Source organism: Spirosoma oryzicola, assembly GCF_021233055.1.
Lineage (GTDB): Bacteria > Bacteroidota > Bacteroidia > Cytophagales > Spirosomataceae > Spirosoma > Spirosoma oryzicola.
In genome coordinates, this window is the sequence record NZ_CP089538.1 from 4,261,161 (window position 1) to 4,282,794 (window position 21,634).

Annotated in this window: 20 protein-coding genes; 4 read left to right on the plus strand and 16 right to left on the minus strand. The window is 48.9% G+C overall.

The features are described 5' to 3' along the window. Positions 1–11 precede the first annotated feature (11 nt). Positions 12–1,262, plus strand: a complete 1,251-nt coding sequence (locus LQ777_RS18095; RefSeq protein WP_232559341.1) for a glutamate-5-semialdehyde dehydrogenase — start codon at positions 12–14, stop codon at positions 1,260–1,262. Between the two features lie 103 nt (positions 1,263–1,365). On the opposite strand, the gene LQ777_RS18100 is transcribed toward LQ777_RS18095, so the two are convergent. Both LQ777_RS18100 and LQ777_RS18105 read right to left on the minus strand, forming a co-directional pair. Beyond that, positions 1,366–2,835, minus strand: coding sequence for a gluconokinase (locus tag LQ777_RS18100; RefSeq protein ID WP_232559342.1), 1,470 nt, complete (start codon positions 2,833–2,835; stop codon positions 1,366–1,368). Positions 2,836–2,957: 122 nt separating this feature from the next. Then, the gene (locus LQ777_RS18105) at positions 2,958–4,169 is read right to left on the minus strand and encodes an ROK family protein (protein WP_232559343.1); all 1,212 of its coding nucleotides are present in this window, start codon (positions 4,167–4,169) and stop codon (positions 2,958–2,960) included. A 351-nt stretch (positions 4,170–4,520) separates the two neighbouring features. On the opposite strand from LQ777_RS18105, the gene LQ777_RS18110 reads away from it, so the two are divergent. Further along, positions 4,521–5,678, plus strand: a complete 1,158-nt coding sequence (locus LQ777_RS18110) for a glycoside hydrolase family 18 protein (RefSeq protein ID WP_232559344.1) — start codon at positions 4,521–4,523, stop codon at positions 5,676–5,678. Between the two features lie 93 nt (positions 5,679–5,771). Here LQ777_RS18110 and LQ777_RS18115 read toward each other — a convergent pair whose 3' ends face one another. The 8 genes from LQ777_RS18115 to lysM all read right to left on the minus strand — a co-directional run bounded on the left by LQ777_RS18115 (position 5,772) and on the right by lysM (position 14,193). After that, a complete protein-coding gene (locus LQ777_RS18115) occupies positions 5,772–6,752 on the minus strand; it encodes a type I phosphomannose isomerase catalytic subunit (RefSeq protein ID WP_232559345.1) in 981 nt (326 codons plus the stop codon). Positions 6,753–6,877: 125 nt separating this feature from the next. Further along, positions 6,878–7,744 carry a tetratricopeptide repeat protein gene (locus tag LQ777_RS18120; protein WP_232559346.1) on the minus strand — a complete coding sequence of 289 codons (867 nt, stop codon included), beginning with the start codon at positions 7,742–7,744 and terminating at the stop codon, positions 6,878–6,880. A 168-nt stretch (positions 7,745–7,912) separates the two neighbouring features. Then, complete coding sequence (locus LQ777_RS18125) at positions 7,913–10,027, minus strand: outer membrane protein assembly factor BamB family protein (protein WP_232559347.1); 2,115 nt, start codon at positions 10,025–10,027, stop codon at positions 7,913–7,915. A 103-nt stretch (positions 10,028–10,130) separates the two neighbouring features. Continuing rightward, positions 10,131–11,216, minus strand: a complete 1,086-nt coding sequence (locus tag LQ777_RS18130; RefSeq protein WP_232559348.1) for a M20 family metallo-hydrolase — start codon at positions 11,214–11,216, stop codon at positions 10,131–10,133. 96 nt (positions 11,217–11,312) lie between these two features. Next, complete coding sequence (locus tag LQ777_RS18135) at positions 11,313–12,197, minus strand: S1 family peptidase (RefSeq protein WP_232559349.1); 885 nt, start codon at positions 12,195–12,197, stop codon at positions 11,313–11,315. A gap of 67 nt (positions 12,198–12,264) precedes the next feature. Continuing rightward, positions 12,265–12,537, minus strand: a complete 273-nt coding sequence (locus LQ777_RS18140; protein WP_232559350.1) for a hypothetical protein — start codon at positions 12,535–12,537, stop codon at positions 12,265–12,267. 107 nt (positions 12,538–12,644) lie between these two features. Next, on the minus strand, positions 12,645–13,553 hold the full coding sequence (locus LQ777_RS18145; protein ID WP_232559351.1) for a DUF937 domain-containing protein: 909 nt from the start codon (positions 13,551–13,553) through the stop codon (positions 12,645–12,647). A 166-nt stretch (positions 13,554–13,719) separates the two neighbouring features. Beyond that, complete coding sequence (gene lysM, locus LQ777_RS18150; protein ID WP_232559352.1) at positions 13,720–14,193, minus strand: peptidoglycan-binding protein LysM; 474 nt, start codon at positions 14,191–14,193, stop codon at positions 13,720–13,722. 222 nt (positions 14,194–14,415) lie between these two features. On the opposite strand from lysM, the gene LQ777_RS18155 reads away from it, so the two are divergent. Beyond that, the gene (locus tag LQ777_RS18155; RefSeq protein ID WP_232559353.1) at positions 14,416–15,192 is read left to right on the plus strand and encodes an outer membrane beta-barrel protein; all 777 of its coding nucleotides are present in this window, start codon (positions 14,416–14,418) and stop codon (positions 15,190–15,192) included. A 68-nt stretch (positions 15,193–15,260) separates the two neighbouring features. On the opposite strand, the gene LQ777_RS18160 is transcribed toward LQ777_RS18155, so the two are convergent. Continuing rightward, positions 15,261–15,866: a hypothetical protein gene (locus tag LQ777_RS18160; RefSeq protein ID WP_232559354.1), complete on the minus strand. Its 606-nt coding sequence runs from the start codon at positions 15,864–15,866 to the stop codon at positions 15,261–15,263. Positions 15,867–15,934: 68 nt separating this feature from the next. Then, positions 15,935–16,273, minus strand: coding sequence for a winged helix-turn-helix transcriptional regulator (locus tag LQ777_RS18165; RefSeq protein WP_232559355.1), 339 nt, complete (start codon positions 16,271–16,273; stop codon positions 15,935–15,937). A 541-nt stretch (positions 16,274–16,814) separates the two neighbouring features. Between LQ777_RS18165 and miaA the strand changes: the two genes are divergently transcribed. Beyond that, positions 16,815–17,714 (plus strand): tRNA (adenosine(37)-N6)-dimethylallyltransferase MiaA, encoded by a 900-nt coding sequence (gene miaA / locus LQ777_RS18170; protein WP_232559356.1) that lies wholly within the window; start codon positions 16,815–16,817, stop codon positions 17,712–17,714. Between the two features lie 43 nt (positions 17,715–17,757). Here the strand turns inward: miaA and LQ777_RS18175 are convergent, their stop codons facing one another. The 4 genes from LQ777_RS18175 to LQ777_RS18190 form a co-directional block, all read right to left on the minus strand. After that, positions 17,758–18,051: a rhodanese-like domain-containing protein gene (locus LQ777_RS18175; protein ID WP_232559357.1), complete on the minus strand. Its 294-nt coding sequence runs from the start codon at positions 18,049–18,051 to the stop codon at positions 17,758–17,760. Between the two features lie 66 nt (positions 18,052–18,117). Continuing rightward, positions 18,118–20,085, minus strand: a complete 1,968-nt coding sequence (locus LQ777_RS18180; protein WP_232559358.1) for a T9SS type A sorting domain-containing protein — start codon at positions 20,083–20,085, stop codon at positions 18,118–18,120. 23 nt (positions 20,086–20,108) lie between these two features. Further along, positions 20,109–20,888 carry a PASTA domain-containing protein gene (locus LQ777_RS18185; RefSeq protein ID WP_232559359.1) on the minus strand — a complete coding sequence of 260 codons (780 nt, stop codon included), beginning with the start codon at positions 20,886–20,888 and terminating at the stop codon, positions 20,109–20,111. A gap of 143 nt (positions 20,889–21,031) precedes the next feature. After that, positions 21,032–21,625 (minus strand): riboflavin synthase, encoded by a 594-nt coding sequence (locus LQ777_RS18190; protein ID WP_232559360.1) that lies wholly within the window; start codon positions 21,623–21,625, stop codon positions 21,032–21,034. Positions 21,626–21,634: the final 9 nt, after the last annotated feature.

Consider the following 21,634-nt stretch of genomic DNA (forward strand, 5'->3'; position numbering starts at 1 on the left):
GGCCTATTTCTATGACACCGATTACTCCACTCCTTCAGGATGCGCAACAGGCCGCTGCGGCTGTTCGCCGGCTTAGTTCGGCCCAGAAAACCGAGCTGCTCACCCGACTTGCCGATGTATTAGCCGCTCACGTGAGCGAAATTATGGCGGAAAACAAGCAGGACCTTGATCGGATGCCGGAATCGGACCCGAAATATGACCGGCTAAAACTTACCGAAGCACGTATTGCGGACCTTTCCAAAAGCTTACGGACAGTGGCCGTACTTCCCGACCCAACGGGAGAAGTTATTTTTGAACGGACGATTGAACAGGGGCTGCAACTCAAAAAAATTGCGGTTCCACTAGGCGTGGTAGGCGTCATTTACGAAGCCCGTCCGAACGTAACGGTCGATGTAGCGTCGCTTTGTCTGCGGTCGGGCAATGCCTGCGTACTGAAAGGCGGGAAAGAAGCTGATTTATCAAACCGCTATCTGGTGGGTCTGATTCAGGATGTTCTGGAAGCGTTTGGGATACCCAAAGCCGCCGTAACGCTGTTGCCTCCCGACCGGGCGGTCGTCAATGAACTGCTGACCGCCACGCGCTATGTGGACATTATCATTCCGCGTGGTTCGGAATCGCTTATTCAGTTTGTTCGTAAAAACTCGCTGGTTCCTACCATAGAAACGGGTGCGGGAGTCTGCCACGCGTACGTGGACCAAACAGCGGATCTCGACAAGGCAACAGCTATTGTTGTCAATGCACGAGTTTCACGGCCATCGGTTTGTAACTCGCTCGATTGTGTACTCGTCGACAACGCCGTTGCGGAGAAATTCCTGCCCATGCTGACAGAAGATTTCAGAAAGTGGAACGTCGAGGTGTTCGCCGACGAAACAGCCTATCCTATTTTTGAAAAAGCAGGCTACGAAAAGCTCCAGCACGCACGCCCGGACGATTTCGGTCGCGAATTTCTGGATTACAAATGCGCAGTAAAAGTCGTGGCGGGCCTGGACGAAGCGTTGTCGCACATTCAAACCTATTCATCCCGGCACTCGGAAGCCATTCTATCGCAAGACCAGACGGCTATTGATCGCTTTTTGTCGGAAGTTGATGCCGCTGCCGTTTATGCCAACGCATCGACCCGTTTTACCGATGGTGGCGTGTTTGGACTAGGTGCCGAAATCGGTATCTCGACCCAAAAACTTCACGCTCGTGGCCCGTTTGCGCTTGAGAAATTGGTAACCGAAAAATGGGTCGTCGTAGGCGACGGGCAGGTACGCTGGTAGTATCAATTCTTATTCCCAACAAAAAAGAGCTTACGTGTCATAAGCTCTTTTTTGTTGAAACCATTTATAGTATTCTATTCTTGAGAGTGCGTTTGTCTGCTGGTCATTGTTTTTGTAAGGCGCTCGTCCAACGTTCGAATACCTGTTTATACTGGGTATGCCTAGCTGCGTCGGGATTAAATGTCTGTCCAAACTGCACGTCTTCGGCTATTTTTTCCAGCGGTGCATTCAAATCGGAAATGAGGAGAACAGCTCCCATGGCGCTGCTTTCATTGCTGTCGTTGAGCCGGACGGGAACGCCAAATATATCGGCCATCATCTGTACCCAGAACGTTGACTGAGCGAAACCACCGTTTGCGTAAATTTCTCGGGTTGGGCCAGCCTGTTCGGCTAATAATTGCTCAATACTCAACAAATTGAACATGACTCCTTCCAGCGCTGCGCGAATAAAATGCGCTCGCGTATGTCGGTAATCGACGTTCAGATAAGCTCCACGCGCAGACGCATTCCAGATAGGCGCCCGTTCGCCGTGTAGATAGGGTAAAAATAGCAAATCGTCAGAACCCGCCGGGACCGTTTCGGCTTCCGCCAAAACCGTTTCCGTTTCCTGCTGCATCAACTTCTCCGACAACCATTGTAATACGTTAGCCCCGTTGTTGCTCGGTCCCCCCACCACATAGTAAGGCGTCCCATTCCGCTGATCGAGGTAGTAGCAGAACAGTCGTCCGTGCGGATCGCGCTGGGGTTTGTTGACCGTTTGCCGAACGGCTCCACTCGTGCCAATCGTGATTGTTGTGATTCCCGGCTCAATACAGCCAGCCCCCAGATTCGCTAGACACCCGTCCGACGCTCCCGGATATAAGCGAACCCCCTTCGGTAAAGCAGTTTTTGCAACGCCCGGCTGGTCATGATCATACACTACCGAAAACGTGGTGGCTTGTGGCTCCGAAAGCTGTTCAGGACGAATCCCCGCAAAGTCGAGAGCCGGTTGATACCAGGTTCGCTTTTCTTCGTCAAATAGGCCCGTAGCTGTAGCAATCGAGTAGTCGATATCATAACGAGCCGTCAGTTTCCACCAGACATACTCTTTGAGCGAGATGAATTTGGCAGCCTGTTTCAGCAAATCTGGTTGATTTTTCCGGAACCACGCCAACTTGCAGAGCGGAATCATCGGGTGAATCGGCGTACCGGTATGGGCGTAGATATCGTCGCCCAGCGCAGCCTGAGTTGTATGAAGCTCATCGGCCTGTGGTTCCGCCCGATTGTCGGACCAGAGCAGTGCATTCGTCAGCGGTTTGCCATCGGCATCGACAGCCAGCAAACTATGCATACCAGCACTAAAGCTAACCCCATCAATATGGATCTGTTTTCGTTTAGCACCGATCACGACTTCGCTCAATCCCTGCCGAACAGCCTGCCACACCGCTTCAGGGTCCTGTTCGGCGTAGCCCGGTTGGGATGACAGTGTCGCCAGCGGCAACGACGTATGCGCAATGATATTCCAGTCGTGGGTATTTACAGCGAGGATTTTGACGTTGGTGGTACCGAGATCCACGCCGAGCAGACAATTCATAGAGTAACAGACGTTGTACGAAACGCCAAAGCAACGCATTTTTCCGATTCGTCGCTACCCTAATCGAAAAAACGCTACGCTACGTTTATCCGTCGCCGTGCGCTTTTCGTAAGATGGCGAAGCTAGGGGATCAACTCGCGCTCCAATAAATTCTGGATGACGTACGCCTGCGTTCCGTAGAATTTGGCCATTTCGCCAAGTTTGGACAATTCAATGGAGAGGTTATCGCGGTAGTTCGGCAGACAGTACTTATCAATGGCCTGTTCGATGGGACGCGTGATTGATTTTTCGGCTTTAGCCAGTACGCCGTTTACAATGATCAGTTCCGGGTTAAACAAATGAACCGTGGTTGATAAGGCTTTTCCTAAAGCACTGCCCACATCGTTCAGCAGGTCAATAGAAAAAGCGTCTCCGGCATTTGCTTTGGCGATGATGCTTTCAATATCGATGTCTTCCGGATCGAGTTCGGTCAGCAGTGACACTCTTCCTTCTTCCAAACCAGCCCTGGCCCGCCGAATCAGCGATGAAGCAGACGCCAGCGTTTCCAGACAGCCGACTTTACCACAACTGCACAGTTCGCCATCCGTCTTCATCTGAATATGCCCCAGTTCACCGGCAAAACCCGCCGACCCCTGCAAAATTTCGCCGTTGGTAATAACGCCCAGGCCGATTCCCCAATCGATGTTGATCGACAAAACATGCCGTTTGTCCTGCGCCAACCCAAAACGATGCTCACCAAAAATAGTGGCTTTTGTATCATTGATGAGATAAACAGGCGCGTCGAAAATTCGTTGCAGCAACTGGTCCAGCGGCTGATCCGAACAGTTTATACTCGGATACGTATGGTTAATTGCCTCCCAGGGGTTTACCAGACCGGGTAATACGGCTCCAACGCCAATCACCTGAAGCTGCTTAGCTTTGATGCGTTGCGCGAGTTGCTCCAAGGGTTCGGCTAATATCTTCAGCAACGCAGGTGATTTGTCAAGGCGTAACGCCACATCCAGCCGGAACACGACCTGATTAGCCAGATTGAACACCAGTAACTTTGTGTCGTGAACATTAATATCGACAACAACCGTAACGTGCTGCGTAGCGTCGAGCGCAAACAGCGATGGTTTTCTGCCGTAATGTGCCGTTCCGGTTCCGATTCCCTGTACCCAATGCGTAACGCTTAACTCTTCAATCAGCGATGTAGTTGATGGAATGCTGGTGTGTAGCCGACTGGACAATTGAGCGATTGTACGCGATTCAGAACGGTATAATTCCGTGATAATCGCTCGTTTGAGCTTATTCTTTTTCGCATCTATGACGGAAAAGACAACGTTATCCTGCATGATCGATAGCGCAATTGATCATTTTAAACGATCCTTCGCTTCTGGTTTTAGTTAGGATTGAGCCGACCGTTTTTGACAACCGTTCAGATTAATTTCTTGTCCAACAGGCTTAAAAAGCAGTTCTTGAGCAGTAAAACACGACAAGATAAATTCTATACCCTTTTTTTCAGCGTTTCTCGGAAAGACAAACGGAATATTTTCTTTAAGGTTATTTTAACAAAGCTATAATTTAGATTATTCTAAAAATAATTCTACTACTATCATTCACCGGCGAATGCGCCGAAATGTTCCGGCAATGGCGTCATTTCGATTCGCGCCTAGTTCGTAAATTGCTGCTTTAACTAAAACTGCATGAAAAATCGAATTAGCGTCCTTCCTCTTAGTATTCTTGCTCTACTCTTCGTCAGCCACCTGCAACTCGTATTGGCTCAGTCCACCACTTCGTCAAAACCCTACGTTATCATTGGTTACATTAGTGGCAACGGCTGGACAAAGAGCCAGATCGAAGCCCAGAAACTTACCCATATCAATTACGCATTTGCGGTTCCAGCGGCCAACGGCGAACTAGCTCCGCTCAATGCCAAAGATGTAGAAAACCTCGCAGCCCTAAACACGCTGAAAGCAGATAACAAAGAACTGAAAATCCTGATTTCAATCGGTGGCTGGGGCGGTTGTAAATACTTCTCCGATGCAGCATTGACCGACGCATCGCGCCGGAAATTTGCCAATAGCGCGGTCGATTTATTGAAGAAGCATAAACTCGATGGCGTTGACATTGACTGGGAATATCCGGCTCAGATAGGCGACAACAATATCTTCCGGCCTGAAGACAAACAAAACTATACGCTGCTGTTCAAAGCCCTGCGTGAGCGTCTCGACCAGCAAGGCAAACAGGACAAGCGGACAGGGACTAACCATTACCTGCTGACCACGGCCACGGGTGTAGACACGGCATTTGTTAATCATACCGAGCTAGGAAAGGCGCAGAAATACCTGGATTATGTCAATATCATGACCTACGATATTTACCACGGTAATGACAAGATAACCGGTCACCACAGCAATCTGTACCAGTCCAAAAAAGGAAACCAGTCGCGGAATAGCTCTGCCGATGGTGTTGACGGACACATCAAAGCGGGTGTTCCGGCCAATAAAATTGTCCTGGGCATTCCGTTTTATGGTCGTGGCTGGGCCGATGTTAACCCGCAGGACAACGGCCTTTACCAGCCAGCAACGGGCAAGCACTATTTTATCAGCCATGACGAACTAGCCGATAAGTACATTGGCAAAAACGGATTTGTTCGTTACTGGGATGCTGACGCTCAGGCACCGTACCTATGGAATCCATCGTCGCGGATGTTTATTTCTTACGCCGACGAAGAGTCGTTCAAGCATAAGATTGACTACGTTAAGTCGAAGCATCTGGCGGGCGTGATGTTCTGGGAATACATCTACGATCTTCAGCAACAGAAGCTGCTAAACAGTTTGGTTAACGGACTGGCTCAGTAGTTGAATTTGAACGAGTTCGGGCCTTGATTGATACGCCATATCTTCAATATATGGCGTATCAATCAAGGCCCGAACTCGTTTTAACTGCTTACACTACGGCACATACGTCTCCAGAACGGTCATTGAGCCGTCCGGAACAAGCGTAACATTATCCACCGAAGCTGGAATAAGGGCGCATTGACCCATTTTGAGCGGAACCCGATAGCCGCCTTTAGCTTCAATCGTTAATGAGCCACTCACGCAAATAAGCACCACAAACGAATCGATGTGCGTGTAATCGTGTTCAACTTCTTCGTCAAAATTGAGCACGTTCGTCACGAAGTAATCACTAACGACTGTATTGACGCTCTCGTTTAGCTTCTGCTCGTATTGAGTCTTGTAATGATCGTAGTGGTGATAATCGATGGCGTCAACGGCCAGGTCAGTATGTAGTTCACGTTTCTGCCCCGTCGTTGCATCAACGCGGTCGAAATCATAAATCCGGTAGGTTGTGTCAGAAGTCTGCTGAATCTCAGCTAGCAAAAGTCCTTTTCCGATGTAGTGAACGCGGCCAGCTGGCAGAAAAAATACGTCGCCGGGCTTAGCGGGTTCAATGTTCAGGATATCCTGAATTGTGTTGTCGGCTACTACTTTGACGTATTCTTCTTTCGTTATCTCCCGATTAAAGCCCGAATTTAGCTTTGCTCCTTCGTCGGCCTGCATGATGTACCACATCTCTGTCTTGCCGAATCCACTGTGCCGCTTTTCGGCTAGTTCGTCGTTGGGGTGAACCTGAATCGACAGGTCATCATTAGCGTCGATAAACTTGATCAGCAGGGGAAACCGATTGCCATATTTCTCGTAGACATGCGCGCCAACCAGTTCGCCCTTGTATTGCTCCACCAGATCGCGGAGTGATTTACCCTGTAAGGTTCCTTCTTTTACGATGGAAACATTGCCTTCCACGTCAGATACTTCCCAGGTTTCACCGCAGTTGGGCAGGGGCGAAAAATCTTTACCCAAGACGGTTTTTATCTTCTGACCACCCCAGATTTTATCTTTAAAAATAGTTTCGAATGTAAGCGGATACAGCATAGTGAACAGTTGAAATTAACGCTACAAGATAGGCAATAAACAGAACGCTCGCATTCTAATAGGAATAAGTCGGCGTTTACAGCTACAAAAAAGTAACTGGCAACCAACCGTGTTTGTTAAGAGCGCTAGACCTGTGCTTTTTTCAGTACGCTCCCAATCAGGCTACCGGCAAAGGTCAGTCCGACCGACCCAAACAAACTAAACGTTTCGACCTCCCGATGTGTACTGGATTCGCTAGGCCCGACGATTACATAGTAGCCAAGTAGAATGACGAACACTTGAAATAGAGCCAGTACCCAGCCTTTGCGAGGTTCTATAAAGCCGATGCCCACCGCCGACATGGCTGCCCACAAATAGGGCCAGTGAATGACCGGACTCTTTTTAATGATGTATAACAGAATCAGACTAATCATAAGGGTCAGGCCAGCATTTAGCGCTAGTTTTCGGTCGAAGAAGGTTGCTTTAGCCGTTGGTGCAATAGATGGCTGCGTTTGTCTTTGTTGTTCAATCTGGGCGGCTCTGGTTATATCCTGCTGCGCTTCGGCCTCTTCCCCTAGATGCCGACGAGCCAGCCCACGGCTTCGAAACGGTTCGGCCTGCTCACCGTGCGAATGAAAAATAGCTTTGTCGAAATCCAGAAAAGCAGCTTTGTAATCCTGTTGTTCGGCGTGAATCTGACCGCTTTCGAGATGTAAGTCAGCAATGGTATCATCGTAACTTTTTCCTTGACTCAGGTCAGCTAAGGCCGCCGACGAATTACCCATAGCCCGATAGCAACGAGCCCGGTACAGGTACGCGACCGCCGATCTAGGTTGGGTGACGAGAGTGCGGTTAAAATAGTCCAACGCCTGACCAAACTGCCCATTCGTGTACAGGGCAATGCCTTCCTGTAACTGCTCGGCTTCTTTCTCGGCATTCGTTCGTTGATCAGCGTAGTAGCGGAGGTAGATAATATAACCAACAAATACCGCTGTGGCTGTTAATTCAAGCATACGTATCCAGGTCTGTTACTACCCTACCAAGATGTTCTGCCAATTGTTGGTTCCAAACCGTATTAGTTATTCACCTTTCTGCGCCAGTGCTTTGCTCCATTCTTGGCTAGGTGAATTCACTGGAAAAGGCCAGTTAGGCACAAGCTTATCAGATCTTGCACTTATTCGTTATGGTAAGGCAAAGGATACGTAGTTGTCTCCCGATTTGGTGTTGAGCTTACCACCCCCGCAGGCTATAACCACATATTGTCTGCCGTTAACGGCGTAAGTGCTGGGTGACGCATACCCCGCAGCAGGCAGTTGCACCTGCCATAACTGCTTGCCAGTCGTCCGGTCGAACGCCCGAAATTGCTCATCACGACTGGCTGCGATAAACACTAAATCGCCCGCCGTAACGAGCGGTCCACCGTAGTTATCCGTTCCGGTGATGGGGATACCTCGTTTGGTCAAAGCCGGATATTCGCCCAGCGGCACTTGCCAACGGCGTTCGCCCGTGTTCAGGTCGATGGCCGTCAGCGTTCCCCAGGGCGGTGTACTGACCGGATAGCCGTTGGCATCGTACCACCGGTTGTAGCCGGTGTGCTGGTACGGAACACCTGTTTTCTGCGTACTGCTTACCGTCGATTGCTTTACTTTGTCGGTTAAGAAATCAATAATTGCTTTTCGTTCGGCGTCGGGCAAGTGCGAAAAAGAAGGCATCATGGCGCGGCCTTTTAGCAAAACTTGGTTTATCTGCGCATCCGACAACCGTTTATTAACCATGATAAGTGACGGATACGAACCATCGTGATTGCCGCGTCGGTCGGTTCCGTGGCAGGCAGCACAGTGAAGACGGTATAGACTGGCACCGGTTAAGGCAACTCCCCTCGCCGGTTGCTCTCGTCTGATCAGCGATGTATAAACGGGTATTTCTTTCGCGGGAACGTACAATATCCCTTGTCGGTCCGTTGCGGCCCCACCCCACTGCGCTCCCCCGTCGGTGCCCGGAAAGAAAACGGTCATCTTATCGATAATGGGAATATAGGCCCAGCCCGTATTTGCCCGCTGAAGCACATTCACCAGCGAATCACGATTGGCGACGAACGGGTTAAAATCTTTCTCGGTAAACGATTGACGCGTGAAGTAAGGTTTGGTTGGAATTGGCTGCGTTACACTGACCTGTTCCCCGACCACCACCTCACCAGGAACCACCTGTTCGTGAATTGGATAGAGCGGTTTTCCCGTGACCCGATCAAAAACAAACACATACCCTTGCTTGGTAATTTGCGCAACGGCATCAATACGTTTACCGTTCTGGACTATCGACAGCAAGTTGGGGGGTGCAGGTGGGTCCCGATCCCATACGTCGTGGTGGACGAGCTGGTAATGCCAGAGTCGCTTGCCAGTGCTGGCGTCTAGGGCCAGTAAGCAATTGGCAAACAGGTTATTTCCTTTTCGATTGCCGCCGTAAAAATCGTAAGCTGCCGAACCGGTCGGTACGTACACAATGCCCCGCTGACGGTCAATAGCCATTCCAGCCCAGGCGTTGGCCCCACCAACATGCTGCCGGGCGGGTCGTGGTGACCAGGTATCGTATCCAAATTCACCACGCTGCGGAATCGTGTGGAAGGTCCAGACAAGTTGCCCTGTTCGAGCATCGTATGCGCGAATGTCGCCTAGCAAGGCCGTTTCACTTTCGGCCACACGCACGCCAACGATAATCAGATTTTTATAGATCGTGTTGGGTGTATTGGATAGCACGTACTTATCCGCACCGGGTCGTTCCAAACCTTTTCCCAGATCGATACGCCCCTGTTTGCCAAATGTTTCTATCGGTTTACCTGTATGCGCATCCAGTGCATAAAGCCACTTCCCGGCACCAAAGAAAATGCGTTTTTCTTTACCCTCAGTCCAGTAAGTTACACCCCGGCTTGTCGTTCCAGCGTTATCATCAAGGCTTGTTTTCCAACGCTCCTGCCCAGTGGCGGCATCAAGGGCAAAGGCCTGCGTCCCCGCCGAAACACCATACAGCACACCACCAACGACAATCGGGTTGCATTGCATCTGAGTACGATTCAACAACGTATCGGCGCCACCGGATGCGTACGTCCAAGCTATGCGTAGCTGATTGACGTTCTGTGTGTTGATCTGCGAAAGCGCAGAGTAGTGGCTACGAGCGCCATCACCATTGTATTCTGCCCAATCGGTGTCCGGCACAGGTTCCAGAACAAATCGAGTCCCGGTAAGGGTGGTCGCCAATAAGGAGATACAAAACGCCGTTAGGGCAGCAATCAGCCTGGACATAGCTCGTCTTTAGGCGCATGAGCCTATTTTTCAAGAAAGAAACGAGCACGGCTCAGCCTACTCATCAAGTGGTCAGTGATAGCCTTCTTGACGGTACGACGGCTTAAAGCACCTGACTAAGCATTCGTATGTACCCATCGACGCCCTCTTCGATTTCACGGAGATAAATAAATTCGTCGGCTGAATGCGACCGGCCCGAATGTCCAGGTCCGCATTTTAGCGACGGACAGTTCAGGACCGCCTGATCCGAGGTAGTTGGAGACCCGTAGGTATACCGTCCCAGCGCAATACCGGCTAGTACAATCGGGTGATCGGCTGGAATGCTGGAAGGTTTGAGCCGGATCGAGCGCGGCTTCACTTCAGATTGAATATTATTTTGAATGGTTTGAATGACTTCTTCCAGCGTGTACTGCTCCGTTACGCGCGCATCAATCGTAAACGTGCATACATCCGGCACGACGTTATGCTGCGTTCCGGCGTTGATGATTGTCACCGACAGTTTGACGGGCCCCAGCGTTGGCGACACGTTCGGAAACTCGTAGGTTGTTAGCCAGTTAATATCGTTGATGGCTTTGTAGATTGCATTATCCCCTTCGTTGCGAGCCGCGTGTCCACTGACACCGTGCGCGATACAGTCAAGCACCAGCAGTCCTTTTTCGGCAATTGCCAGCTGCATCTCGGTCGGCTCTCCCACAATGGCAAAAGAGATTGGTGGTAATTCGGGGAGTAACAATTCCAGCCCATCGCGACCCGATATTTCTTCTTCCGCCGAAGCCGCCATCACCAGGTTATAGGCCATGTTGGGCTGATCGTAGAAGTAGGCAAACGTTGCCAGGAGCGAAACCAGACAACCGCCCGCATCGTTGGAACCGAGGCCAAACAATTTACCGTCTCGCTCTAGTGGACTGAAAGGGTCCAGGGTCCAGGATTTATTTGGTTTAACGGTATCGTGGTGAGAGTTAAGCAATATCGTTGGCTTCTGTTCGTCGAAGTGGCGGTTTTTAGCCCAGATATTGTTTTTTAGCCGCTCGAACGCTATATGCTGTTCACGAAAGAAAGTTTCGATGAGTACAGCTGTCTGTTCTTCCTCGCGACTGAAAGATTGCGTTGCGATCAACTGTTTGAGCAACGACAAAGCCTTGACGGTGAGCGATGTTTGTTTGGAATCCTGTGCAGTAAGTTCCGACATAGAAAAAGTGTTGGCCGCTCAAAGATACGGCCAACAGGCGGTTGTTCGGCCATTCGTTTGCCAGAACTGGATGATAAGCACTAGATAGCTATGCTTTTACGCTTCGTAATACTTTACTCCCCGCTCCCTTAAAAACGCTTTGATTACATCGACATGAACACACTGCCCGACGTTCAGAAACGGATAATTGGAAACTCGACTTTTACGCCCATTGACCAGCACCTCCCGATCTTCAATATCAAAGCCGAGGTGCAGGTGACGCGTAGCCGATTGCATACCGTAAATCAAGCCGTTGGTGTCGAATAATGGACCTCCACTCTGCCCCCGTAAACCGGGCGTACTCATCTCTATTCCGGTAATATCGCCGTTTTCGCTAAGCAACCGGGTTACAATACCGTCGATGGGGAAGCGAGGTGACGTAACCCGGCCTTCGGTTGTCCATTCGATGTCGTCGAGGGCTGGATTGTAGCGAAAATTGGTAAACTCAGGAAATGGATACCCGAGCCGACACAGGCTACGACCGGGTTTTACGCGACTTGTATCCCCCAAAAATGTAGCATACGAGCCGTACAGCAAGCGATTGTACCCTTTAAACCGGAGCAGGGCCAGGTCCTGGGTTGGGTGCATGTCGATGGTGAGTTCTTTGTATTGATCGACACAGCTTATGAAACTATTACGAACCCGAATAATCGTTTCGGATTGGAGCTTAAACGTCAGTTCTAGCTGGCTAATGCGCTGTGCTGCATTTTTTTCGCGCAGCACATCCCGACGAGCGCCCTGAAAATCGCGGTAGTTGTGATAGATAGCGTCAGCCTTTGCTACGAGTTCGGCAACGTGTTTGCACGTAACGGCACAACCTAGTTCGTTAACAAAAAATAAGGTAGCGCTGCCCGGTACTATTGCGTCATGCCCATACAGCCGAACAATGGAATGAAGAGGGCGGGTAAACGAATCAATGCGCTCAATGGCGTCAACAAACATAATGAAGTCGGTAAGTCAATCAGACAGCAATATAACACGTCCCGATTGACTCACCGACTTACCTTTTTTATTTCTTAACCTTGACGTTGATCTCAGCAGGCACTACAGCTCCCCGCGCATCAGCACTATCGGGTGGTGCTTGCTGTGGCGCAGTCATGCTTGAGTTTGTCGTATCGCCCTGACGCCCAAACACGGAGCTATCGCTTCCTGTCGAAGCCGCTTTTGACTCAGCGGTTGAGTCTTTTTTTTCACCTGAACAATTGGTCAGAAATACACTTGAGCTAACCAAAAGGCAGACTGCCAGCCAATTATGAAAGCGATGTGCGCGGTTGTAATTCATAGCTATTAAACGTTGAGTTTACGCTTTATAACAACCGCGCGGGCTTACCTGTTTGTAAACACCCCGAAATCAACCGCTAAATGAGCATAGAGATCCGATAAACGCGCCTATTTTGAGTCCGTTGAGTCTCGTATACCCAATGCACCGGGAGCCGTTGAATCAGCAGCCTGTCCATTGGCGTCTTCAATACTCCGCTTTGTAGCGGCTGATGTGTCTTCTGCCGCATTTGATTCAACGCGTGAGGTCGAGTCAGTACTGACGCCATCTACTCCGTTTTGATTCTGACTGCATTTCTGCACCAGCAGCGCAATCACTAAGGCGGCAATCGCGAACATAGCCCAGCGTAGCCAGCGAACATTCTCCCGTCGCCGGTCGCCTTCGTCGCTCTTCGGTATATTTGGGTTGATGACGGTACCGCTGAAATTATCGGTGCCTTGTACTTCAGTCGGTGGACCGCTGGGCGTTACCAGGTCGTTGAAACCAAGTAAACTTCCTGCGGCATCCAACCCACTTGGTAGCGCAGTTTTGAAGTCGGAAGCCTGCCCTTTCAACAGCGTCGTCAGACTATGCGCAGTAAGCCCATTTTCCTGTTCCTGCCGACCCAGCGTACCCATCAGGATAGAACCGGCCAATTCAAGAATTGTAAGCGCAGATTCTTTTTTCACACCACTGTATGAACTGATAAGGTCGGTAGTGCCGGTTAGTTTATCGTCAAAGATCTTGTCCAGAAACGCACGGGCGGCCGACGAGGTTTCAACCGTCTCCTGATGCGAATCGGTTACCTGGGCTACCTCAAGGGGTGTGTTGCCATAATCTCCTTTATCGAGGAAACTAATCATTGAGGTTGCGCCCCCCGTCGTCTGGACACGTTGGGTTAAAGCACCTAGTAGTACGGGTAGCGAACCAGTTACGGCTTTCAGCGTACTCGCTGGTGTTTCGTTTAGTTCAGTACTAAGCTGATCGATTACGCCGGGCGTAAACTGATCTTTCAGGTAAGATAATAAGTGAATAGCCATTCGTTTTCCATTCAGTTGAGATTAGTAAAACTGGTCATTTATCCGAATGTTCGGAAAGAGATCACCAACAAAGCAAAAGGGTTGAAGACTGATGAACGTATCCGCAACTGCGCTCTACTTCACCATTCTTCAACCCCCCTGACTTATTTTTTACAGCAATGCTGTCTTACAGTGTCGGAATCCGCAACACCTGATCCGGATAAATCAGATCGGGATCTTTCAGCATTGGCTTGTTAGCCTCGAAAATGACACCAAATTTCATCGGGTCGCCATACACTTCCTTAGCGATTTTTGAGAGCGAATCACCGGATTTCACCGTATAGAACTTGCCAGCGGGTGTTTGCTCAGCAACCGTAAGTTGGTTGTCAACGGCGCTCACTCCTTCTACGTTACCGACAGCCAGAGCGATTTTTTCCGAATCCTCCTGCGATTTAACAGAACCCGTGAGCGTTACTGTATCACCTTTCGTTTTAATAGTCAAGCTATTGTAAGCCAGCCCCAACTGCTTTACGTGGTCGAGCAGGGCTTGTGCCCGTACAGGTTCTACTTTTTCGGCTTGTACTGGATCAGCAGGTGCCGCTGTTTGCTCGTTGTGGAAGATTTTCTCGCCTACTCCTTTGAAAAATGATAAGAGCCCCATGCGTTTAGTATATATTTTGGTAAAACAAGTGATTAAATGGCCGTCAAATAAGCCAATAAAATTCTTTCACACAACCATCCTGTCCGGTTAATGTTTATTTCCTCTCAAGAAGCTCAATAACTTTTCCTCTATCCAAGCTGTTTAGATGCGATAAAAGCTTGCTTTTTCAACTTAAAGTCAATTATTTCCCGCTTTCTTACTACTATACTTTTTACTTACTCTATGAACCGATTAAGAGCTACTACACTAGCCTTTTTAGTGGGTACAGTATCTGCATTTTCGCAAAGTAATTTCGAGGGTGGCGTCAAAGGAGGAGCTACATTCACCCACGGCCACACAACGATTCCTTCCGTTGCCTTGACTTCTACTGTTTCGGTACCTCAGTTAGACAACCAGAGCAACGGTGTTGGAACCGGTTATTCGTTTGGCATCTGGGGGCGGCAGAATTTCAACAAATTCTACATCCAGGTTGAAGTCGATTACAACCGGTTTGTACTGAAGCAGAAAACAAATTTCAGCGTCCCAGCGGCTGTGGCTGCGGTTTTGGCTGGTCAAACGCTGCCCCCGCAAGTACCGGCAGCTACTCCTGCGGGCATTAGCACCGTTTCGGAATCAGTACTTGAATCGGTGAACGTACCGATTCTGTTCGGAAAAAAATGGGCTGATGGAAAAGTGCGGGCCTTTATTGGCCCCAACCTGCTGTTTACAAACAAAGCTCAGGCAAAACGGACTTCTACTGCAACGATTGCAACGCTTACTATTCCAACGCCAGAGACAACATCGGACCTAAAAAATCCAAATCCAAACAGTCCAACGGAGAAAATTCTGGAAGTCAAATCGTTTACCTACGCGGCTGAAGTTGGTGTAGGCTATACATTCTTTAATCGTCTGGATCTTGATGCCCGCTACGCCGTTCCGGTCGGTGGCGTCTACAAGAACAAAGATATTACTGGCTATCTCGGTATCGCGACCGTGTCGCTCGGCCTCCGGCTCTTTTAGATAAGCTTATTATTGCGGCAAAAGGCAGTATGTTATCATGTGATACATACTGCCTTTTGTTTTTGTATTTATCGCTCCACGGATTGCTGTGTTGTCGAGTCGGCCACGAGTACAAATGATTGACCTGCTGGTCGTAGCCGATAACGAAGCATTCTAGCGCCACCAGTCGGTTTAGCGTTCACGTCGCCAGCATTATAAACGGGGAACTTGCGACACAGCACATCACGCTCTGTCCACAAGCTGTCGTGTCCCATGTACCCATCCAACTTTTTGAACCAGTTTTCTGGTTGAATATCCGCTTTACGCTCCGGCAGAAACTGCCAGCCATATACCCGCCCAAATGACCCGCTTCCGTCGCTTGTGCTATACACGTATAGTTCAGGAAATCGGTTTTTGTCCAGATCTGCAACCTCAGCACCAACCACGGCCCCGTCGATATGCATCCGAAAGTTGGTGAGCAAGGCCGCACCACGATACGCTTTCACCGATACATCACGCGTAGCACCGCTGTCTGTTGCCGACACCTTAAAGGTGTAAACGTTGAACCGCAGCGTTTTTTCGTACCCAGCAATGACCGGTATGGCTGTTTGTTGACAGCTATCCCTGTTAAAGATACTAGCAGGGGTTAACAGCCACAACGCACTCAACCAAAAACTGCTGATTAACAATTTCATGCGTATCTTCTAGCCGGCTAATTAAACCGAGTAACGATACGACATATAAAAGAGTTACCCTAGCTGGCTTACGCTACAAGAAACGCTTCACCGATCTCCATTATTTGCTTTAGAATTGGCAAAATTTTACGCGTCTTTTCGGTCAAACCGTATTCTACGCGTGGTGGCACTTCGCTGAAGGAAGTCTTCCGGACTACACCCAATGTTACCAAAGCTTTTAATTCCTGAATAAGAATCTTTTCGCTGACATCGGGGATCATACGACGCAATTCACCATACCGCCGATCTTGCTCACTCAACTGATAAATAATGTACAGTCGCCATTTACCACAGATAACGTCAAGTGATTTTTTTAGAACAGGTTGGTCAACATCAGAAATGGCTTGTGTGTTAGTGTTATCACTCATAGTGGGGTAATACTAATTGTTATAACAACTACTTATTTCATAGTAAGTAATTGTACGTAGGTCACAAAGATAAAATGAACGAAATTAAAATGTTGTATTTGGCAAAAGTCTTGTGCGGTTTTTGTAACATTTTTCCGAACATTCACCTACTAACTAGTAAGATTTATGCTTCTTAAAAGTTAACCAGCGTATGTAACTCCACAAAAGACGCCTGACGCTTACTTTAGCTTAACTATATGCAGATTAATATAGTTAACAAATGAGAAATATTTAATGTATCGACACACACCAAAAGCTACAAATTAGAACGATACTCGATCAGCTGTTCCTATCCTTTTTGTACTCTTATAAAGCCGGTTTAAGTATTAGTACTTAAACAAATAAGTTAACATAATCCTCGTTTATCGTAATATCACCCAGGTTATAAGGGTACTATTTTTTTATTTTTTCACCCATGTTTGAGCGATAGTACCAACTACTTACTTATTTATGTAGTTGGAAAGCACTTAATTTTGCGCTTTGTATTTAATTTTCTGATTGATTGAAGACACTGCTCATTGTAGCTGGGCCTACAGCTGTAGGCAAGACGGCACTTTGCGTCCGACTTGCTAAATCACTGCAAACGGATGTTGTTTCGGCAGATTCACGACAACTGTATCGTGAGCTGAACATTGGCACCGCTAAGCCAACAAAGAGTGAGATGCAGGGCGTGCGCCATCATTTTGTTGACTCGCATTCGATTACTGACTCAGTCAATGCCGGCCGCTACGAGCGCGAATGCCTAGCTTTATTGACTACTCTGTTTGCGGAAAAAGATATTGTAATTCTATCAGGGGGGACCGGACTTTACATCAATGCGGTGTGCTTTGGCCTCGACGATATGCCGGTTGTAGACGCCGACCTGCGTCAGCACCTGCGCGACCGCTGGCAAACAGAAGGTTTGGCAATACTTCAGCACGAATTGTCGCAACTCGATCCGGCATATGTCGAAACGGCTGATATGCAGAACCCCGCCCGAGTTTTACGCGCGTTGGAAGTTTGTCTGTCAACCGGGCTGCCTTATTCGTCGTTTCGTCGCCAGCAGCCAGCGCAGCGCCCGTTCCAATCTGTATTTGTTGCGCTGGATCGCCCGCGTGACGAATTGTATGCCCGCATCGATGCCCGAATGGACGCCATGCTCAGTGCTGGACTAGTAGACGAAGCCCAATCACTTGTTGCTTTTCGGGATTTATCAGCGTTACAAACGGTAGGGTATCAGGAGATTTTTCCGTATCTGGATGGCGCTTACAACTACGAGGAAATGACTCGTTTGTTAAAACGCAACTCACGACGCTACGCCAAACGGCAGCTCACCTGGTTTCATAATCAAGGTGACTACACCTGGTTCAGACCAGACGATGATGAGGCTATTCTTTCTTTGGTAGCCAACCAACAGCAATGAGTCCTTTGTGTATGTAAAGAACTCATTGCCACTAAAAGAATTGTTACTGAGCGCGGTAAGCCAGCATACCGCCAATTACGTTGCGAACATTGTTGAAGCCATTTTGCTCAAGAATCTGCTGAGCCATTTCGCTACGCTTTCCCGACCGGCAGTGAACAATCACTTCTTCGTCTTGCAAACCGTCCAGTTCGTCCAGTTGGTATGGCAGATCACCCAGTGGGATAAGCCGTGCACCAATGTTATCCGCTTCGTATTCGTTTGGCTCGCGAACATCGATAAGATTCAATTTTTCGCCTTTATCAAGCCGTTCCTTCAATTCTTGTACGGTAATGTCCATGGGTCTGTTTAACGGTTAATAACTGTTGAATTTGATGCTATTGCGCCTGATGATGCACAAACCTCGTCAGTGCTGAATAATCAGTTTCTGTACGGCTGTCCGCTCGTTCTCCAACAATCGGAGCAGGTACAGGCCATCAGGCAAATAACTTAGGTCTAACGTTTGCTGCCCTCGGCTTGGTTCGACTGAGCGTAGGATTTGCCCTGTTAAACTCATTACGTCAACCCGCGTCAGCCGCGGATTTTCCCAGCGGATAAGTCCATTCGTTGGATTAGGGTAAGCCAGTAACGGAGCTAGTGGTTCGGGTTCGTTAATGGCCGTGACAAGACCATTGCCTTTTCCGCCCATCACTGCGCGAAGCATGAACGCACCCGACAAATTTAAGCCAACGCCACCGGTCTGACTAACCTGGGGCCTGTTTTGCTCCCAGACAGTACCCCCACTATAAAATATCTGTGCGCCAAAAGGGCTGTTTTTGTCAAATCCCAAACGCAAAAAAGTAGTGTCACTCGTACTGATTTGTTGATAGCCGATATAAAACGTATCCTGAACCGCTATGCCTCGGTCAAATGGAAAGTAAACAAATTCGTTGCGCGAGGCCGGGTATTGTACGGTAAACGCTTTTTGATAAAGGACAACCCCCGGTTGTCCAGTTGCCCCACCATTGGTGTTTCGGGTTGCATTGCCATACACTGTTATGACGAATGGCTGCCCGGTCTGATTCGTCCGGAAAGGCACAATACAAGCCTGAATACCCGCCATTGTATCGGGCTTATTCAGGATAAAACGTACCGCTACACGCTCACGGGGACCTAATTGAAGCCCATATTCCCAACTACCATCGTCGTAAGCATAGTAATTGTCGAGTACCGCCCGCGCCGAGATCGTATCGTTCTGTTTAAGGACGCCACCCGGTATCGTTACGTTTTGGTCGTCTGTTGTTTCTACGTTGTACTCATAACGCAAGATAGCGCGAGTTGCTCCGGTCAAACTCCTGACCGGTTGTGGTCGGACAGCTCGAGGAAATAACTCTAATCCGCCAATCTGAAATTGATTGGTCGCTCGGGCGGTATCAACCTGCACAGTCCGCCCCGATACCTCATCTCGAACGATAAAGTTCGACTTCAGACTGTTGAATACATTGTTAAGATTTCGAATATCGGTCTTGATCGAGTCCGCCGTCTCTAATTCAGGCTGAACCAGATACTGCGACAAAGGCATAGCTGTATACCGTTTGAAGAAAGGACCAAGTGCCTGTCGCATGGCTGCATCTTTTACAAACCTGTCGTTTGCTGAACGGCCTCGATTCAGGTATACATAATCAAGGTTCCAGGTGTCGAATGGTCCGGATGCCCGGCCAAACGAACGAAATCGAAACGCAAAGCCCGAATGGAAATAGACCGCATTACTCACCGGCACAAACACCTGAACAAAATTATTATTCGTGGTATCGCCTACTGCTGCCCACACCTTTCGCCAGGCGTTGTCACTACCCAAAAATTGAAGTATTAGGGAGTCACCCGGTTGGGTGACGATGGTATCAAATCGCGTAATCGTATCACCAGCAACAACGGATCTACTCGTTGTTACGGATATGCTGCCCGCATCCGGCGATTCGCCTAATCCTTTGATCTGATAAAAAAAACTCAGGTAAACACCGCTGGCCGTTGTTTGCCCAGCCAGATTAATTGGCCGAGATGCAAGCGTATCCGTGTAACCCTGGGCAAGCTGGTTATTCTGAACGTAGGGCATTCCATTAGCCCGTAACCCATCAAACGTCGCCACGTTGACAGTAGGCTGATTAATCCCCATCGTATTGTTGATGTAAACGCCACTACCGGATTGCCAGAGTGCTGGATTTGGCTGCTGACCATTTGTGCCGTACGTTTTTGAGAAATCGTCAAAGAAAGGCAAACTCAATGAGTTCTGAGCAACTCCCGTTGACGCTGACAGCAAGCAAGTTAATAGCAGCAATAGACTCGTCAGCACACGTAGCCTGTGCTGACAAAGATAAACAGGTAGCGATTTATTCATGTATAATCGGTTCCCGAACCGGGTTATTCCTGATTGGGTTCAATCGGTCCCACGACCCACAAATCCATCGTTTCGCCAACACGGATTCGCTCACCCGACCGGGCTTCAGGCCGCTGACGAACGACAGTACCTACTTCTTTCTCAGGATCTTCAACGGAAATTTTCGTACCAACTTTTAAGTTCGAACCGCGAATAGCCGCTTCTGCCTCATCAAGTTGCAACCCTACAACGTTTGGAACCGCAAACATCGTATTTCCTAAACCGTCACCGACCTCAAGATCAATTTTTGCCCCTTTTGGTACGGGTGTTCCCGGTGCGATTTCTTTGCCGTTATACAGTTGGCGCAGTACTGAGTTTTTGGCGACATCGGGCACGTAGGTCCGTTCGCCTTCAGCCAGCCCAAGCGATTCCAGCGTCCGGGCCGCACTTCGGTCGATCATATCAACGAGATTAGGCATAGACACCATAGGCGCTACCCGCTTTGTCACGGTGATGTAAATCTTACGGCCTTCTTTTACTTTGACGTTGGCGCGCGGATACTGCTGCACAACCGTTAGTGGCTGGGCTCCGGCAACAAACGTGCAGTCGCTTACTTCGTAGCGCAGGTTACGGTCGTCCAGAATGTTCTTCGTCTCGTCAAGACTCAGTTTCGAAACGTCCGGTACGGTAATCGTCTGACCGTGATTGGTCGTAAACGGTAGATAAACAAAGAAAAAGCCCAGAAATAGAACGGCTACCAGAGCCGCAATGATGCCAATCTGAATCAGCAAGTCAGGAAAAGAACGGGTGCTGATTTTAGCCATTCAGGTGTTTAATTGCGTAAATAGCGGTAGTTTATTAATTGAGTAGTGAACACGTAAGCAAACGAGTGCATTAGGGTTACTCTACGTATCCACTTACCTGGTTACGTACTGATAATTGCAAATGTAGTAGAATCTGAAAACGCTTACCGATAGCCAACCAGCATTTTTTTGATGTACTTCCCTACAACGTCGAATTCAAGATTAACAATATCTCCCGGTTTCAGATCGCGGAAGTTCGTGTGCTCATACGTGTAAGGAATGATCGTTACCCGAAAACCGTCATCGTGTGAATTGAAAACGGTTAAGCTAACACCATTGATGCAGATAGAGCCTTTCTCGACCGTTACGTTACCGGCTAGATTGGGGTCATACTGAAAATCGAACAGCCAGCTTCCGTTCAGGTCCTGCACACTCGTGCAAATCCCGGTTTGGTCAACGTGCCCCTGTACGATATGGCCATCGAACCGACCATTAGCGGGCATACAGCGTTCGAGATTCACCTGTGCACCTACCTGAAGATTTCCCAGATTGGTTTTTTTCAGTGTTTCGTCAACCGCCGTAACGGTATAGCTCCCATCGGCAACGCTCGTAACGGTGAGGCATACACCGTTATGGCTAACGCTTTGGTCAATTTTCAATTCGGAAGCCATTGTTGACTCGATCCGAAAGGTCAGGTTCGTACCTTCTGACTCAATACCAGCCACCAGGCCAGTCGATTCTATAATTCCAGTAAACATTTTTCGAAC